Below are 15,513 nucleotides of genomic sequence, written 5' to 3'. Positions count from 1 at the left end.
GGCCGTCGGCCCGGTTGCGGGCGGGCTGGCGGGTCGGCAGCGGCGGAGCGGCCGGCCCGTCGCCCGGCCGGCGGCCGTTGATCGACGGCAGCACCGAACCGGCGGGACCGTTGTCCTGTGGGGCGACGCCGTTGATCGCCGCACCGGCGGGATCGGCGCCACCGTTGATCGCCGGCACCCGCCCGGTCGCGTCGGACGCGCCGAAGACCGTCTGACGATCGTCGAAGACCGACTGCTGCGGACCGGGCTGCCCGAAGTCGCTGCGGTCGGTTTGGGCCAGCAGCATCACCGGGACCCGCACCTCGGCGGTGATACCGGACTGGTCCTGGGCGGCGGAGGTGCGCCGCAGTCGGACGGTCAGCGAGTGGATGCCGGCGAGCCGGCCGACGACGAATAGACCCATCCGGCGCGCGGTCTCGGCGGTGACGTCGCCACCGGACGCGAGCCGCTCGTTGGCCAGGTCGAGTTCGGCGGCCGGAATGCCCAGGCCGTGGTCGATGATCTCGAGATCGACACCCTCGCCGGTGCGGCGGGCACCGATCGTGACCGCGGTATTGGGCGGCGAATAGCGCAGCGCGTTGTCCAGCAATTCGGCGAGCAGGTGCACCAGGTCGTCGACCGCGGATCCCGCGACCGCCACCTGCGGGAAGTCCTTGACCAGTACCCGCTGGTAGTCCTCCACCTCGGAGACCGCCGAACCGATGATCGCGTCGAGCGAGACCGGTTCCATCGACGAACGCCGCGTCTGGGTACCGGCGAGCACCAGCAGGTTGGCGCCATTGCGCCGCATGCGGGCCGCGAGGTGATCGAGCCGGAAGAGGCTGTCGAGGCGCGACGGGTCGTCCTCGTCCCGCTCGAGGCGGTCGATCAGGGCGAGCTGCTGGTCGACCAGGGAGCGACTGCGCCGCGAGAGCGTCTCGAACATGCTGCCGATCTGCAGCCGCAGGCGGGTCTGCTCGCCGGCGAGCATCAACGCTTCCTCGTGGATCGCGTCGACCGCGCGGGCGACCTGACCGACCTCCTCGCGGCTCTCGATCGGGATCGGGCGGATCGCCGGGGCGTCGCCACCCGACCGGATCTGCAGGATCTCGTTGGGCAGGTCGTCGCGGGCGACGGCCAGCGCTCCCTCCCGCAGCACCCGCAGCGAACGCACCAGCGAGCGCGCCACGAAGGCGGCGAAGATCAGCGCGGCGAGTACGGCCAGCGTGATCAGCACCAGATCGCGGATGAAGACGGTGCGGGCATCGTTGCTGTGCTCGTCGAGCGCGGCGCCGAGGGCGGTGATGTAGGTCTGGACCTTGTCGTTGTAGATCACCCGGCTGTCGGCGAAGCTGTCGATCGCCGCGGCGGCGACCGGCTCGCTGGTCAGGTCGGCCTCGCGGTAGGCGGCGAGCCGGGAGTCGACACCGGCCGACAGGCGCGTGGCCTCCTCCGGGCTCAGGACGCCCGCGGCGATCAGCGTCGCGATCGCGCCCTGTTCCTGGCCGGCCGCGGCGGTGGCGCCGGTCAGGTCGACCGCGGACTCGCCGCCGGCCGGTCCGACCAGCAGCTGCTGGGTGGCGATGAATTGCCGCCCCTCGGCGGCGGCCACCAGGGCGACCTTGGCGACGCGAATGGCGTCGATATCGTCGGCGGCGCTGTCGAGAATGGCGGCACGCAGGCCGGAGAAAATGTCCAGACCGGAACGGTTGAGATCGGTGGGCGGCACATTTCCGACCGCGAGCCGATCCCGCAGACCGATCGCGGCGGTCAGCGCGTTCTCGACGCCGACGCGGACCGGTTCGGCCACATCGGCATCGGCCATCGACGCGCCGAGCTGCTCGACGGTGGCGTTGAAGGCGTCGAGGACCTGAGGATCGGTACCGCCGGAGACCAGCAGGGCGTCCTTGACCGCGTCGAGCTGAGCGGCCGGCGCGAGCACCGTGACCGCGTCGCCGGATTGGGCGAGCTCACTGGCGCGCTGGTACGACTCCTGCACCCGCAGGACTCCCAGGACGATGGCCAGGATGATCGGGACGATCACCACAATGGCGACCTTCGACCGAACAGGCCATTCTGAAATGGTCCACCAGCGGGTGCGACCGGCCGGTGCGCTGGATTGGTTCTCTGCCATCTGAAACTCGACTCGCTCCCAGGTTGGTCGACTGGCATCGCCCGGCCCCGCCGATGCCATCGCTACCGTGTGTCGACTTGTTCTCGGTCCATTTAACATACTTCAAGACCGCAATTGGTGCGTGAGGCGGCCCGGAGTTTCGTTACCATCGCTCGCTGCGAGCCCTTTCGGTGGGAACCGAACGGTTCGCGTGAACGCCGAACGTCCATATCCTCGCAGTTGCGTTTTCCTACCCGAACGGCAGGTCCCATTTTGCGGGTAGGCACGGCGCCGTGGAAGGTTCTGGCGGCCCGGATGCGGTAAATGGTCCGTCGGCGAACGGTGACGATCAGCGAATATCGGTCATTCGCCAGCGCCCGCCTCCGTCGATATTCAATCGGTGGGTGTGATGTCCCTCAATGGTGCTGCGATGTGCGACGCTGATCATGATCAGGTTCGGGAGCTCTTCGCGGATCAGCGAGTAGAGCCAATGTTCGAGCCCTTCGTCGATCGCCGAGGTGGCCTCGTCCAGGAATACCGCGGACGGACGCAGCAGGATCACCCGGGCGAAGGCGACCCGCTGCTGCTCGCCGGGCGACAGGATCTTCGCCCAGTCGGCCTCCTGGTCCAAACGCTCGGCCAGATGCCCCAGCTGTACCCGGACCAGCGCGGTGCGCAGGTCGGCGTCGCCGAAGCCGGCGGGATCGGCCGGGTAGACCACGGCCGAGCGAAGGCTGCCGAGTGGCAGGTACGGCGTCTGCGAGACGAACAGCGTGCCGTCCGCATCCGGAGGCCGACCGAAGTGCCCGTCGGCGAAGGGCCACATCCCGGACAGGCCGCGCAGGAGGGTCGTCTTGCCGCTGCCGGACGCGCCCTTGACCACCACACCCTCACCCGGCGACAGCGTGACGTCCAGCCCCTCGACGAGTACCTCGCCGAGGGGTGTGCGCACCTCGACACCGTCGACGCGCACCGCGTGGGTGGTGTCGGTGGTGCCGACGGTGGGCAGCGCCCGCGAGCGGGCGTTCGCCGCGAACAGCGCGTCGAGCCGGTCGAGAGCCGACCGCAGCGCCGCGTAGCGACCGAACCGGCGCCCGGCGAAGGCGAAGGCCCGCTCGAGCAGGACAAACACCAGGATCGACTGGAGGAGACCCTCGAACGACAGGGTGCCGTCGATCACTCGCGGCGCCTGGATGACCGCCGCCAACAGGGCCGCGACGACACCGGACACGAGGGTCCACGCGTCCAGGCGCAGCCGATGCAGACGAACGGCGCGATCGTTGTCGACCAGGGCGTCGAAGCGGTCGAGCACCCCGGAACTCTCCGCCTGCTCGCCGCGGTAGAACGCGACGTTCTCCGCGCTCTCCCGCAGCCGGACGAGGGCATAGCGGTAGTTGGCGGCGAGGCGCTCGTTCCAGAACTCCAGACCGACCAGCGGGCCGGCGATGCGCACGGTGACCAGCGCGACCACGATGACGTAGAGCACACCGAAGATGATCAGCGCCCGCGGAATCGACAGGCCACCGATACCGAGCGACCCCGACAGGTCCCACAGCAGGCTTGTGAAGGCGGCGACCGTGACCACGGCTCCCACCACCCCGACCGCCAGCTGACGCGAACGCCGCACCAGCTTCTCGACGTCCATCGAGATGCGCTGATCGGGATTGTCGACCGTCTCGTCGATGAAGCGCGAGCGGTAGTAGGCGCGATCGGCGAGCCAGTCCCCCAGCACCTTCGCCGTCAGCCAGGTCTGCCACCGCAGATCGAACCGGACGGCGAGCCACCGCGCGAGACCCCAGCGCACGAACGCGGCGAGCAGCAGGATCACCACGATCAGCAGGCCACGCCGGAACGATGCGCTCGCATCGGCGGCGTCGACCGCTCCGACCTGCGGATCACCGAGATGCAGGGCGCCGAAGGTATCGGCGAACTGGTAGACGAGCAGCAGGTTGATCCGCACCGCGACGACGACGAGCAGAAGCATCGCGGCGAGCTCGCCCCAGACCTGCGAGCGCACGGTCGCCGGGAAGTAGCCACCGGTGACCCGCGCGAATTGCGCACCCCAGGCAGTGAACCGAACCAGCAGGATCGCGGCGAGGGCGACGCCGATCGCGCTCATGACGAACGCCTGGATCACCCACAGCAGGCTGTCGAGGAGTTGATCACTCCAATCGGTTCGGTTCAGCACGTCCGGGATCCCCTGTCGGCCTGCTTGCGCAGCGTCGTGTGGTCACTGATCAGCGAAAGGTCGCCGAAGTCTAACTTATACAGTCGACCCGTTTACGCGGCCTTTCCATGCATGCCGTCCTTTTTGCGCCGGATCATTCGTGGAACTTCCCCGATAGCTCGAGGCGTCGTTCGATCTCCCCGCGCTCGTCCGCGCCGAGACCGTGCCACCGCGCCGCGAGCATCTCCGGATCGACGCCGAGGTCCGCCGCGATCTCGTAACGGTCGCGACTCCACCGCAACGCGTCCACCAACCGGTCCAGATCGATCAGGCGCCGCGCGGCGATCGCGTCGACACGACGCTCCTCCCGACGATCGCACCAGCCCTCGGGCCGCTCCCCCGCCGCGGCGCTCGCGGGCCTACCGCTCGGTGACCGGCGCTGCGCGCGCATCCGTTCCAGATGGACGATCTCGTGGGCGAGGGTGCTGCGGCGGCCCGCCTCGTCCAGGTCGCGGTGCAGCCAGATTCGACGACCGGCGATCCCGCCGAGCTGCCCGTCGGGCAGCGGATGGGCGACGATGACACGCATCTCGGGGAAGCACCGCCGCAGGTGCGACCACGGATCGTAGACGGCCACCCGTCCGATGATGCCGCGCGCATCCGACAGGTCCCGGAAGGGTCGGTCGGGAAAGTCGGCCCGGAACGGTCGGGCCGGGGCGGTCGGGCGGGGCGGTCAGGCGGGGGCGTCGCCCGGCTCGCCGGTGCGCGCCGCTTCCCAACGGGCCGGTGGGACGTCGTCGTCGGTCGTGCCGGCGGTGGATTCCGCGGCGATCAGCCGATCGCGCAGCGCGTCGAGCAGTTGTTCATTGGTCAGACCGGAGGTGCCCTCGGCCACCTCGACGGTGGCATCGACCTCGGTCGGGTCGAGATAGCCGGCCGCGACCAGCGCCTCGATCGGGTTGCGCCCGTAGTGGCGCGCCACCGCGATCACCCGATCCGCGCTGGGGGTATTGCGTCCGGTCTTCCACCGCGATACCGACGCCGGGTCGACCCCCGCCGCCGCCGCGACCTCCGACCGGGGAGCATGCGAGGTCACCCGCATGAGGTACTCCCACCAGCTCTCGGTCATGCCCCGAACCATATCGACATGCACGCAAATTTCTCACCCCGGCTCCCGAGTTTCGGGCAAACGGGTTGTCGAAAGCAATCGTGCGCCTATATCGTTACGTACGTGCACGCATCGCTGTTGCTGACGCGCCGGTGACCCACTGCCACCACGTTCGGGGGAACTCATGTCCACGTCTTTGACGCTCGCACTGAATCTGGAGGCGCTCGAGCACCGTCGCCGCGGCGCCGCACTGGCCACCGACAGTCAGCTCGCCCGCTTCATCGGCGTCGACCCGGCGACCGTGTCGCGCGTGATCAGCGGTAGATCGGCGCCCGGTACGAAGTTCATCGCCGGCATGGTCCGCGCCTTCGGGACCGAAGCCTTCGGCGACCTGTTCACCATCCGCGACGCCTGCGAGACCGTGGCGCCCCCGGCAGGAGACGCCGAACTCGCAGCGCGAGACGCCGAACTCGCAGCGCGAGATGCCGGGCTCGCCGAGGGCGAACACGGGCCGGCCGCGGCCGAGTCCGTGCTCACCGCGGGAAATGCCGGAATACGCCCTCCTGGGCCACCGTCGCCAGGATCGTTCCCTCGGCATCGAGGAAGCGTCCCGTCGCCAGACCCCGCGATCCCGCCGCCGCCGGCGACCTCGTCGCATAGAGCGTCCACTCGTCGAACCGAAGCGGCCGATGGAACCACATGGAGTGATTGAGCGTCGCCGCGACGACGCGGTCGAGCCCCCACGACAGCCCGTGGGTGGTCAGAACGGAATCGAGAACGGTCGTATCGGAGGCGTAGCCGAGGACCGCCGCGTGAACGGCCGGATCGTCGGGCAGCGCTCCGTCGGCCCGCATCCAGACCCGATTGTGCGGTAGCCGGGTTCCGTTCTCGCGTGCCTTCCACGCCGGGTCGTTGGCGTAGCGGTAGTCGATGGGCCGCAGCGCGTCGACGAACAGTTGCAGCTTGTCCTCGTAGCCGGCCAGGTGTGCGCCGATCGGCGCCAGATCCTCCGGAGCGGCGACCTCGGCGGGCTCGTCACCGGTGCCGTGGGTCAGGCCGTCGCGGTGGCGCTGGAAGGCGGCGATCATCACGAAGACCACCTCACCGTCCTGGGTGGCGGTGATCTGCCGGTTCGCGAACTCCCGACCGTCGCGCAGGCGATCGACCCGGTACTCGAGGTCGCGGTCGACATTGCCGCCGCGAATGAAGTGGGAATGCAGAGCGTGCAGCGGACGGTCGCCGTCCACGGTACGCCAGGCCGATCGGATCCCCTGGGCGACCAGCAGGCCCCCGAAGGTGCGCGAGCCGACCCGGCGCGGGTGCCGGCCGATGAACCGGTCGCCACCGCTGTCGGCGACGTCGAGGACGTCCAGCAGGACCTCGAGGTCGTCGAACGGCGCCTGATGTGCTCGACGGGGATCAGCGTTCTCCCCGTCGAGCACCCCGGCCGATTGCGCATCGGTCAGCGGTCGGCCTCGCCGATCCGGTGGACGTGGATCAGGTTGGTCGAACCGACGGTGCCGGGAGGGGCACCGGCGACGATGACCACCTGGTCGCCGCGCTTGTAGCGTTCGAGACCCAGCAGCGCCTTGTCGACCATGTCGACCATCTCATCGGTCGACTGCACGTGCGGGACCAGGAAGGTCTCGGTTCCCCAGCTCAGGGCGAGCTGGCTGCGCACCTCCGGCCGAGAGGTGAAGGCCAGCAGCGGCAACGGCGAGTGCAGTCGGGCCAGGCGGCGCACGGTGTCACCCGACTGGGTGAAGGCGACCAACGCGTTCGCGTCGAGACGCTCACCGATGTCGCGGGCGGCGTAGGAGATCACGCCGCGCTTGGTCCGCGGGGTATGCGGCAGGGGCGGCACGCCGCCTCCGTCGTTCTCCACCGTCTCGACGATCCGCGCCATGGTGCGGACGGTCTCCATGACGTACTTGCCGACCGACGTCTCGCCGGAGAGCATCACCGCGTCGGTGCCGTCGAGCACCGCGTTGGCGACGTCGGAGGCCTCGGCGCGGGTGGGGCGCGAGTTCTCGATCATCGATTCGAGCATCTGCGTTGCCACGATCACCGGCTTCGCGTTGGCCCGGGCGATCTCGATGGCCCGCTTCTGCACCAGCGGCACCTGCTCGAGCGGGAGCTCGACGCCGAGGTCGCCGCGGGCGACCATCACCGCGTCGAAGGCCAACACGATCGCCTCGAGGTTGTCGATCGCCTCGGGCTTCTCGAGCTTGGCGATCACCGGCACACGGCGACCGACACGATCCATGATCTCGTGGACGAGTTCGATGTCGGCCGGGGAGCGCACGAAGGACAGGGCCACCAGGTCGATCCCGAGGCCCAGCGCGAACTCGAGGTCGTCGATGTCCTTCTCCGACAGCGCCGGAACCGACACGTTCATACCGGGCAGTGACACGCCCTTGTTGTTGCTGACCGGACCGCCCTCGACGACCCGACAGAAGACGTCGGGGCCGTCGACGTCCTCGACGACCAACGCGACCTTCCCGTCGTCGACGAGCAGTCGGTCGCCGGGCCGGGCGTCCTTGGACAGTTCCTTGTAGGTGGTCGACACCCGATCATGGGTTCCCACACAGTCCTCGACGGTGATGCATACGCGTTCGCCGTTGGCCCACACCGTCTTTCCGTCGGCAAAGGTGCCGAGGCGGATCTTCGGACCCTGGAGGTCGGCGAGGATGCCGACCGCCTTGCCGGAAGAGTCGGAGGCGCCGCGGACGCGCTTGTAGTTCGCTTCGTGGTCCGCGTGAGTGCCGTGGCTGAAGTTGAGGCGGGCGACGTCCATTCCGGCGTCGACCAGTTCGCGTATCCGTTCGTCGGTTGCGGTAGCGGGTCCAAGGGTGCACACGATTTTCGTTCGCCTGCTCACGGAGGGAAAGCCTAGTGGGCGACGGACCGGCCCACCATGCGACTGCCGTTTCCCGGGAGCGTTTCGCTCGGTCGAATGACAAACAACACATCCGCCCCGGTAACCCGGATCACGGACGAAGCGGACGTCCCCGACCGTCACGGCCACCGCCGAGCAGCAGCACCACTCCGTCGATGACCACCCACAGCCAGACGGCGGCCAGCATCGGGAACCCAATGAGCACCAACATCAGCGGCAGGCTGACCAGGAACAGGATCAACTGACTGATCGCGACGCCCGTCGAGCCCATGTAGAAGCGGCCGACGCCGATCGGCATCACGAAGATGGCCGGGAGGATCTGCAGCAGTCCCGCGGCGACCCGCGACTTGTCCGAGTAGGGCACACCGGTGCGCGGATCGCGACCGAACGGAGCGTTCGGGTCGAAGCCGACGGGCTGGTATCCCCCGGGCGGGTAGTCGCCGGGTGGGGGAAAGCCGGGCTGCGGATAGGGCCCGCCGGCGGCCTGCGGGTCGGCCCACCCCGGGTAACCCGGCGACGGTGCCGGACCGAGACCGGGCAGCGGGTCGTTGCCCGAGGACGGTCGGGTCGGGTATCCGGAGGCGTCGCCGTACGGGGAGGTCATATATCCATTGTGCACCGTGCGGTGACCGCCCGGCCGCTCGCTCAGTCGGCGGAGGCGGCGCCGCCGGAATCGCTCGACGAACCGGAATCGGAGTTCTCGCCGGCGGAGCCCGCCGACGGCTTCGTATCGGATGGCACGGTGTCGGTCGGCGGCTTGCTCTCCGACGGCGCGGTCTCGGTCGACGGCTTGCTGTCGGTTGACTGCTCGCCGGCCGTCTCGGTCGACGGCTTGCCGTCGGTCGGCGTGCTGTCGACCGAAGCGGTGGCCCTCGGCGAGGACGCCGTCTTCGTCGAGGAGGAGGCCTGCGTGCCGACCTTCTGCTCCCCCGCGGCCTCCTGAGCACCACCGGCGACGGGCACGCCCACCGACACAGTCTCGGGCGCGTCGTCGCCGTCGACGAGAGCGGCTTCGGCGTCGTTGCCCTTCAGCGACTCGGGCTTCTCGCGTCCCCGCGGCGCGAAGAGGATATAGGCGCAGGCGAGCACGAAGATGATCGCCGAGGTGTACGAGTTGATCCGGACGCCGAAGATCTCGGTGGCCTCGTCCTGGCGCATCAGCTCGATGACGAAGCGGCCGGCGCAGTAGCCCGCCACGTAGAGCGCGAAGAGCCGCCCGTGGCCGATCGTCGTGCGGCGATCGACGAGCACCAGCAGTCCGACGACCAGCAGCGCCCAGACGATCTCGTAGAGGAAGATCGGGTGCACGACGGTCTCGACGACGCCGGTGGAGACACCGTTGAGGTTGTCGATCCGACCGGCGCTGTTGACCCGGGTGAAGATCTCCAGTCCCCACGGCACATCGGTCGGGGCGCCGTAGAGCTCCTGGTTGAAGTAGTTGCCGATGCGGCCGATCGCCTGGGCCAGCAGGATCGGCGGGGCCACGGCGTCGGCGAACGCCGGCAGCGGAATCCCGCGGCGGCGGCAGGCGATCCAGGCGCCGACACCACCGAGGAAGACCGCACCCCAGATGCCGAGGCCGCCCTCCCAGACCGCGAAGGCGGCCATCGGGTCGCCGTTGGGTCCGAAGTACTTGGGGGCGTCGGTCAGGACGTGGTAGATCCGGCCGCCGATCAGGCCGAAGGGCACCGCCCAGACCGCGACGTCGGCGACGGTCCCGGGGGTACCGCCGCGGGCGGCCCACCGCCGTTCGCCCCAGATGATCGCGACGACGATGCCGACGATGATGAACAGTGCGTAGGCCCGCAGCGGGATCGGGCCGAGGTGCCAGACGCCCTGCGGAGGGCTGGGGATGTAGGCGAGAACGGTGGTACCGGCGCTCATCACGGGACCACGGTAGCCGACCGCACTCCGGCCGCCAGTTCCTCGGTCAGCGAGCGCAGCGCGGCGTCACTCACAGCCAGGGCGGTGACCAGAGCCGAGCCGACGATCACCGCATCGGCGAATCGGGCGATCTCGGCGGCCTGCTCCCCCGATCGCACGCCGAGGCCGACGCCGGCAGGGATATCGGAATGTGCGCGCACCCGCGCCACCAGTTCCGGGGCGGCGGAGCCGACCGAATCGCGGGCGCCGGTGACGCCCATCGTCGAGGCGGCGTAGACGAATCCGGAGGAGGCGTCGATCGTCGCGGCGAGGCGTTCCTCGGTCGACGACGGCGCGACCAGGAAGATGCGGTCGAGACCGTGCTTGTCGGAGGCGGCGAACCAGGGGGCGGCTTCGTCCGGGATCAGATCCGGGGTGATGATGCCGACTCCCCCGGCGGCGGCGAGGTCCTCCGCGAACCGGTCGACGCCGTACTTGAGCACGGGGTTCCAGTAGGTCATGACCACGGGCGTACCACCGGCGTCGGCGACCGCGCGGACCACCGCGAAGACGTCGCGCACCCGGAAGCCTTCCGCGAGGGCCGCTCGGGCGGCGTCCTCGATGGTCGGACCGTCCATCACCGGATCGGAGTACGGCACGCCGACCTCGACGATGTCGCAGCCGGCTTCGACGAGGGTGGTGACCGCACGAATCGAGGTCGGCAGGTCCGGGTATCCGGCGGGCAGGTAGCCGACCAGCGCCGCGCGTCCCTCGGCGCGGCAGGTGGCGAAGACGTCCGACAGACCGCGTACCGACACGCTCACCCCTGCTCCTCGGCGTCGTCGAACAATCCGAACCACCGCGCCGCCGTTTCGACGTCCTTGTCGCCGCGCCCGGACAGGCTGACCAAAATCAGCGCGTCCGGCCCGAGTTCGGCGCCCAATTGCAGGCTGCCGGCGAGGGCGTGCGCGGACTCGATCGCCGGGATGATGCCCTCCCGGCGCGACAGCAGACCGAAGGCGTCCATCGCCTCGGTATCGGTGATCGGCCGGTACTCGGCGCGGCCGATGTCGTGCAGATGCGAATGCTCGGGACCGACGCCGGGGTAGTCGAGTCCGGCGGAGATCGAGTGCGACTCGATCGTCTGACCGTCCTCGTCCTGGAGGAGGTAGGAGTAGGCGCCGTGCAGCGCGCCGGGCGAACCGGCGCTGATCGTCGCGGCGTGCCGCCCGGTCGGGACACCGTCGCCGGCGGCCTCGAATCCGATCAGCCGGACGCCCGGGTCGTCGATGAACGCGTGGAAGATGCCGATCGCATTGGACCCACCGCCGACGCAGGCGGCGACCGCGTCGGGCAGCCGTCCGAAGTCGGCGAGCATCTGGGCGCGCGCCTCGAGCCCGATGATCCGCTGGAAGTCGCGCACCATCATCGGGAACGGATGCGGGCCCGCCGCGGTACCGAAGCAGTAGTACGTGTCGTCGGCGTGCGAGACCCAGTCGCGCAGCGCTTCGTTGATCGCGTCCTTGAGGGTGCGCGAACCGGAGCGCACCGGAATGACCTCGGCGCCGAGCAGCCGCATCCGCGCGACATTGAGCGCCTGGCGTTCGGTGTCGACCTCGCCCATGTAGACGACGCAGTCGAGGCCGAGCAGGGCGCACCCGGTGGCGGTGGCGACGCCGTGCTGGCCGGCGCCGGTCTCCGCGATCACCCGGGTCTTGCCCATCCGCTTGGCGAGCAGCACCTGTCCGAGCACGTTGTTGATCTTGTGCGAACCGGTGTGGTTGAGGTCCTCGCGCTTGAGCACGAGGGTCGCGCCGCCGGCGGCGTCGGCCAGTCGTCGGGTGGGGTACAGCGGGGACGGCCGCCCGGTGTAGGTGCGCTGCAGTTCGTCGAGTTCGGCGGCGAAGGCGGGATCGACGCGGGCCTTGGCGTACTCGGCGGTGACCTCCTCGATCACCTCCATCAGGGCCTCGGGGACGAAACGTCCGCCGTAGGGCCCGAAGTGGCCGCCCGGATCGGGTTCGTGGCCGCTCGGCTCGACGAATCCGGAACTGGCGGCGGGGACCGCGGTGGGCACGCCGGTCATCGAGCCGGCCGCGGGCACGACGGATGCGTCGCCGCGGTGACCAGTTCGGCCACGGCGGAGCGCGGGTCGCCACTGGTGACCACGCCCTCCCCCACCAGGACGGCATCCGCGCCGGCGCCGGCGTAGGCCAGCAGGTCCGCGGTCCCGCGGACGCCGGACTCGGCCACCCGCAGCACCTCGGACGGCAAGCCGGGGACGATCCGCGCGAAGGTCGAACGATCGACCTCGAGGGTCTTGAGATTGCGTGCGTTGACGCCGATGACGCTCGCGCCCGCCCGCAGTGCGCGGTCCGCCTCCTCGACGGTGTGCACCTCGACCAGCGCGGTCATCTTCAACGAGTTGGTGCGGTCGATCAACGACTCGAGGGCGTCGTTGCTCAATGCGGCCACGATCAGCAGGATCATGTCGGCGCCGTGGGCGCGAGCCTCGTGGATCTGATACGGCCCGACGATGAAGTCCTTGCGCAGCACCGGAATCGACACCGCCGCGCGAACCGCGTCCAGGTCGGCCAGGCTGCCGTGGAAGCGGCGCTCCTCGGTGAGCACCGAGATCACCCGCGCCCCACCGAGTTCGTACTGTCGCGCCAACGTGGCCGGATCGTCGATCGAAGCCAGGGCGCCCTTGGAGGGGCTGGCCCGCTTGACCTCGGCGATCACTCCGATGCCGTCCTTGACCAAAGCGGCCGCGGCATCCAGGGGCGGCGGGGCGTCAGCGGCCATGGCTTTGATCGTCGCCAGGTCGATCACGGATTCCCTTGCCGCGACATCCTCTCGAACACCGTCGAGAATGGAGTCGAGAACCGTCATCTCCCGTCCCCCGTTTCCTTTCGTCGGCATAAGCCTTCCGACGTCCTACCCGCGTCGGCGCACTCAGGGTAGATCTATCGATCGATGCGGCCGACGCCGGGTCCATTGCATACGAACAAAACGCGCCGAGTTCCTTGGTCGAAAGCCCCGCGTGTCGGTCAGATCGTGGGGTCCTCGCCCGCGTCGAGCGCCTCCCACAGATCTCTTTCACTGGGCTCGGCCACTTCTCGGACCGTTTTCGATTCGGCACGCGCGGAGCGGTTTTCTCCACCGCTGTCGCGGGCATCCGACGCCGCATTGTCGGCTTCCGATACGGCGGACGGATTTTCGGAATTCTTTTTACGCGAATAACCGGCACCGCGTTCGGAATTTCCGCCGTCGGCGCGGGTCCCCCGACGGTCGAACCGGTCGGACAGGCCGCGGCGGCGCCGGCGGGTGACGATCACGATCACCGAGGCGACCACCGCGAGAGCGGCGCCGAGCAGCGCGACGATCGGGCCGGCCGGCGAGATATCGACGGCGTCGAGGTCCGCGCGACCGGGCAGGCCGAGGGCGTCCGCGGCGCGCTGCGGATCGATCCCGGAGATCAGCGCGGTCGCCGCCGGATAGCCGGCCGCCAGGCCGGTCACACCGACCAGCACGGCGATCACCGTCGACGCCCACCCCCGCACGGCCAGTAGCGCGGCGACCGATGCCAGCAGCACCAGCGCCAACGCGGCGGGTACCGCGCTGTGCAGGCTCCCGATCAGGGCGTCCGCCCGCGGTTCGGTCAACCCATCCGCGGAGTGGACCGTCGCCCACGTCATGCGGGACGACGCCCACAGCAGCCCGGCGGCCGGGACCGGCAGCCAGACCGCGATCGCGGAGAGGCGTCCGGCGTTCACCGCGCCTCGGCCGCCGGACCCGCGCTCGACGTCCCCGCCGTCGGCCGGATCGATCCCGCGACCGGCCGGATCGATCCGGCCGCCGCGATCGCGGACAGCACCGCCAGCGCCTTGTTGCGGCATTCGAGGTCCTCGTATTCGGGTCGGGAATCGGCGACCACCCCGGCGCCCGCCTGGACGTAGGCGGTGCCGTCCTTGACCAGGGCGGTGCGGATGCAGATCGCGGTGTCGGCGTCGCCGGCGAAGTCGAGGTAGCCGACGATGCCGCCGTAGACCCCGCGCCGGGTGGTCTCGAGCTCCTCGATCAACTCCATCGCGCGCACCTTCGGGGCGCCGGACAAGGTACCGGCCGGGAAGCAGGCGGTGACCGCGTCGAGGGCGTGCTTGTCGTCCGCGAGGCGGCCGGTCACCGTGGAGACCAGGTGCATCACGTGGCTGTAGCGCTCGACGTGGCGGTAGTCGTGGACGCGGATGCTGCCGATCTCGCAGACCCGACCCAGATCGTTGCGGCCGAGGTCGACGAGCATGACGTGCTCGGCGTTCTCCTTCTCGTCGACCAGCAGATCCTTCTCGATCAGCTGGTCCTCCTCCTCGGTGGTCCCCCGCCACCGGGTACCGGCGATCGGGTGGGTGGTCGCCACACCGTCGAAGACGGTCACCAACGACTCGGGGCTCGACCCGACGATCGAGAACTGGGTGCGCCCCTCGGCGTCGGGGATGTGCATCAGATACATGTACGGGCTGGGATTCGACGCCCGCAGCATCCGGTAGACGTCGAGCGGATCGGCGTCGGTGTCGACCTCGAAGCGCTGCGACAGCACGACCTGGAAGGCCTCGCCGGCCTCGATCTCCTCGACCAGACGCCGCACACCGGCCTGGTATTCCTCGGAGGTCCGCTGCCGTCGCCAGACCGGCTCCGGCCGACCGAAGCGCGCCACCGAGGAGGGCGCGGGCGCCGACAGCGCCGCGGTCATCCGGTCGAGCCGGCGGATCGCGTCGTCGTAGGCCTCGTCGACCCGTTCGTCGGTGCCGTCCCAGTTGATCGCGTTGGCGATCAGGGTGACGGTGCCCTCGTGGTGGTCGAGCGCGGCGAGGTCGGTCGCCAGCAACATCGCCATCTGCGGGATCCGCAGGTCGTCGACGGTGTCCTCGGGCAGCCGCTCGAGCCGACGCACCATGTCGTAGCCGAGGTAGCCGACCATCCCGCCGGTCAGCGGTGGCATGCCGGGCAGCCGCTCCGATTCGAGCAGGCGCAGGGTGCGTTCGAGCACCTCGAGCGGGTCACCGCCGGTCGGCGCGCCGCTGGGATACTCGCCCTCCCAGTAGGCCTCGCCGTCGCGCACGGTCAGCACCGACGGGGCCGCGGCGCCGATGAACGACCACCGGGACCAGGAGCTGCCGTTCTCCGCCGACTCGAGCAGGAACGTCCCCGGCCGGTTGCCCGCGAGCTTGCGGTACGTCGACAGCGGCGTCTCGCCGTCGGCGAGCAGGCGGCGCGCCACCGGAACGACGCGGTGCTCGGCCGCCAGCTGCCGGAACTGCGCGCGGGTGGTCGTCCCGTCCACGGCGTCGGCGAACATGTCGACCTCGGCGGATGTCATCGATCCG

General features: G+C 69.8%; 14 protein-coding genes and 1 pseudogene. 1 reads left to right on the top strand and 14 read right to left on the bottom strand.

The features are described 5' to 3' along the window. The 4 genes from MB1_RS22865 to MB1_RS22850 all read right to left on the bottom strand — a co-directional run. Positions 1–2,026: sensor histidine kinase (locus tag MB1_RS22865; protein ID WP_066913056.1), on the bottom strand; the 2,026-nt coding region annotated here is incomplete at its 3' end. Between the two features lie 415 nt (positions 2,027–2,441). Continuing rightward, positions 2,442–4,280, bottom strand: a complete 1,839-nt coding sequence (locus MB1_RS22860; protein ID WP_084352497.1) for an ABC transporter ATP-binding protein/permease — start codon at positions 4,278–4,280, stop codon at positions 2,442–2,444. Between the two features lie 133 nt (positions 4,281–4,413). Then, positions 4,414–4,896: an ImmA/IrrE family metallo-endopeptidase gene (locus tag MB1_RS22855; RefSeq protein WP_066913052.1), complete on the bottom strand. Its 483-nt coding sequence runs from the start codon at positions 4,894–4,896 to the stop codon at positions 4,414–4,416. A gap of 96 nt (positions 4,897–4,992) precedes the next feature. After that, positions 4,993–5,388 (bottom strand): helix-turn-helix domain-containing protein, encoded by a 396-nt coding sequence (locus MB1_RS22850; RefSeq protein WP_066913050.1) that lies wholly within the window; start codon positions 5,386–5,388, stop codon positions 4,993–4,995. 163 nt (positions 5,389–5,551) lie between these two features. Between MB1_RS22850 and MB1_RS27005 the strand changes: the two are divergent. Beyond that, positions 5,552–5,692 (top strand): annotated as a pseudogene (locus MB1_RS27005) (hypothetical protein); the annotation flags it as partial. On the opposite strand, the gene MB1_RS26695 reads toward MB1_RS27005, so the two are convergent. The 10 genes from MB1_RS26695 to MB1_RS22810 all read right to left on the bottom strand — a co-directional run bounded on the left by MB1_RS26695 (position 5,632) and on the right by MB1_RS22810 (position 15,506). Then, positions 5,632–5,769 carry a hypothetical protein gene (locus MB1_RS26695; protein ID WP_245650320.1) on the bottom strand — a complete coding sequence of 46 codons (138 nt, stop codon included), beginning with the start codon at positions 5,767–5,769 and terminating at the stop codon, positions 5,632–5,634. The pseudogene MB1_RS27005 and the gene MB1_RS26695 sit on opposite strands and share 61 nt — an antisense overlap. Before the next feature lie 131 nt (positions 5,770–5,900). After that, complete coding sequence (locus MB1_RS22845) at positions 5,901–6,809, bottom strand: acyl-CoA thioesterase (protein WP_066913048.1); 909 nt, start codon at positions 6,807–6,809, stop codon at positions 5,901–5,903. Between the two features lie 20 nt (positions 6,810–6,829). Beyond that, positions 6,830–8,248, bottom strand: coding sequence for a pyruvate kinase (gene pyk / locus MB1_RS22840; RefSeq protein ID WP_066913046.1), 1,419 nt, complete (start codon positions 8,246–8,248; stop codon positions 6,830–6,832). A 109-nt stretch (positions 8,249–8,357) separates the two neighbouring features. Beyond that, the gene (locus MB1_RS22835; protein ID WP_157084295.1) at positions 8,358–8,870 is read right to left on the bottom strand and encodes a TM2 domain-containing protein; all 513 of its coding nucleotides are present in this window, start codon (positions 8,868–8,870) and stop codon (positions 8,358–8,360) included. Positions 8,871–8,911: 41 nt separating this feature from the next. Then, positions 8,912–10,150 carry a prolipoprotein diacylglyceryl transferase gene (gene lgt, locus MB1_RS22830; protein WP_084352493.1) on the bottom strand — a complete coding sequence of 413 codons (1,239 nt, stop codon included), beginning with the start codon at positions 10,148–10,150 and terminating at the stop codon, positions 8,912–8,914. After that, on the bottom strand, positions 10,150–10,953 hold the full coding sequence (gene trpA, locus MB1_RS26365) for a tryptophan synthase subunit alpha (protein WP_066913042.1): 804 nt from the start codon (positions 10,951–10,953) through the stop codon (positions 10,150–10,152). Before trpA ends, lgt begins: the two co-directional genes overlap by 1 nt. Beyond that, positions 10,950–12,215 carry a tryptophan synthase subunit beta gene (gene trpB, locus MB1_RS26360; RefSeq protein ID WP_066913078.1) on the bottom strand — a complete coding sequence of 422 codons (1,266 nt, stop codon included), beginning with the start codon at positions 12,213–12,215 and terminating at the stop codon, positions 10,950–10,952. The genes trpA and trpB overlap by 4 nt, the downstream gene beginning before the upstream one ends. Further along, positions 12,212–13,021 (bottom strand): indole-3-glycerol phosphate synthase TrpC, encoded by an 810-nt coding sequence (trpC, locus tag MB1_RS22815; RefSeq protein WP_066913040.1) that lies wholly within the window; start codon positions 13,019–13,021, stop codon positions 12,212–12,214. The genes trpB and trpC overlap by 4 nt, the downstream gene beginning before the upstream one ends. Before the next feature lie 158 nt (positions 13,022–13,179). After that, on the bottom strand, positions 13,180–13,905 hold the full coding sequence (locus MB1_RS25360) for a Trp biosynthesis-associated membrane protein (RefSeq protein WP_169801723.1): 726 nt from the start codon (positions 13,903–13,905) through the stop codon (positions 13,180–13,182). Continuing rightward, positions 13,902–15,506 (bottom strand): anthranilate synthase component I, encoded by a 1,605-nt coding sequence (locus MB1_RS22810; RefSeq protein WP_066913039.1) that lies wholly within the window; start codon positions 15,504–15,506, stop codon positions 13,902–13,904. The genes MB1_RS25360 and MB1_RS22810 overlap by 4 nt, the downstream gene beginning before the upstream one ends. Between the last annotated feature and the right edge of the window lie 7 nt (positions 15,507–15,513).

The organism is Millisia brevis NBRC 105863, from assembly GCF_001552615.1.
Lineage (GTDB): Bacteria > Actinomycetota > Actinomycetes > Mycobacteriales > Mycobacteriaceae > Millisia > Millisia brevis.
The sequence above is the reverse complement of the archived record's forward strand: the minus strand, read 5'-3'. Positions and strand labels throughout refer to the sequence as shown.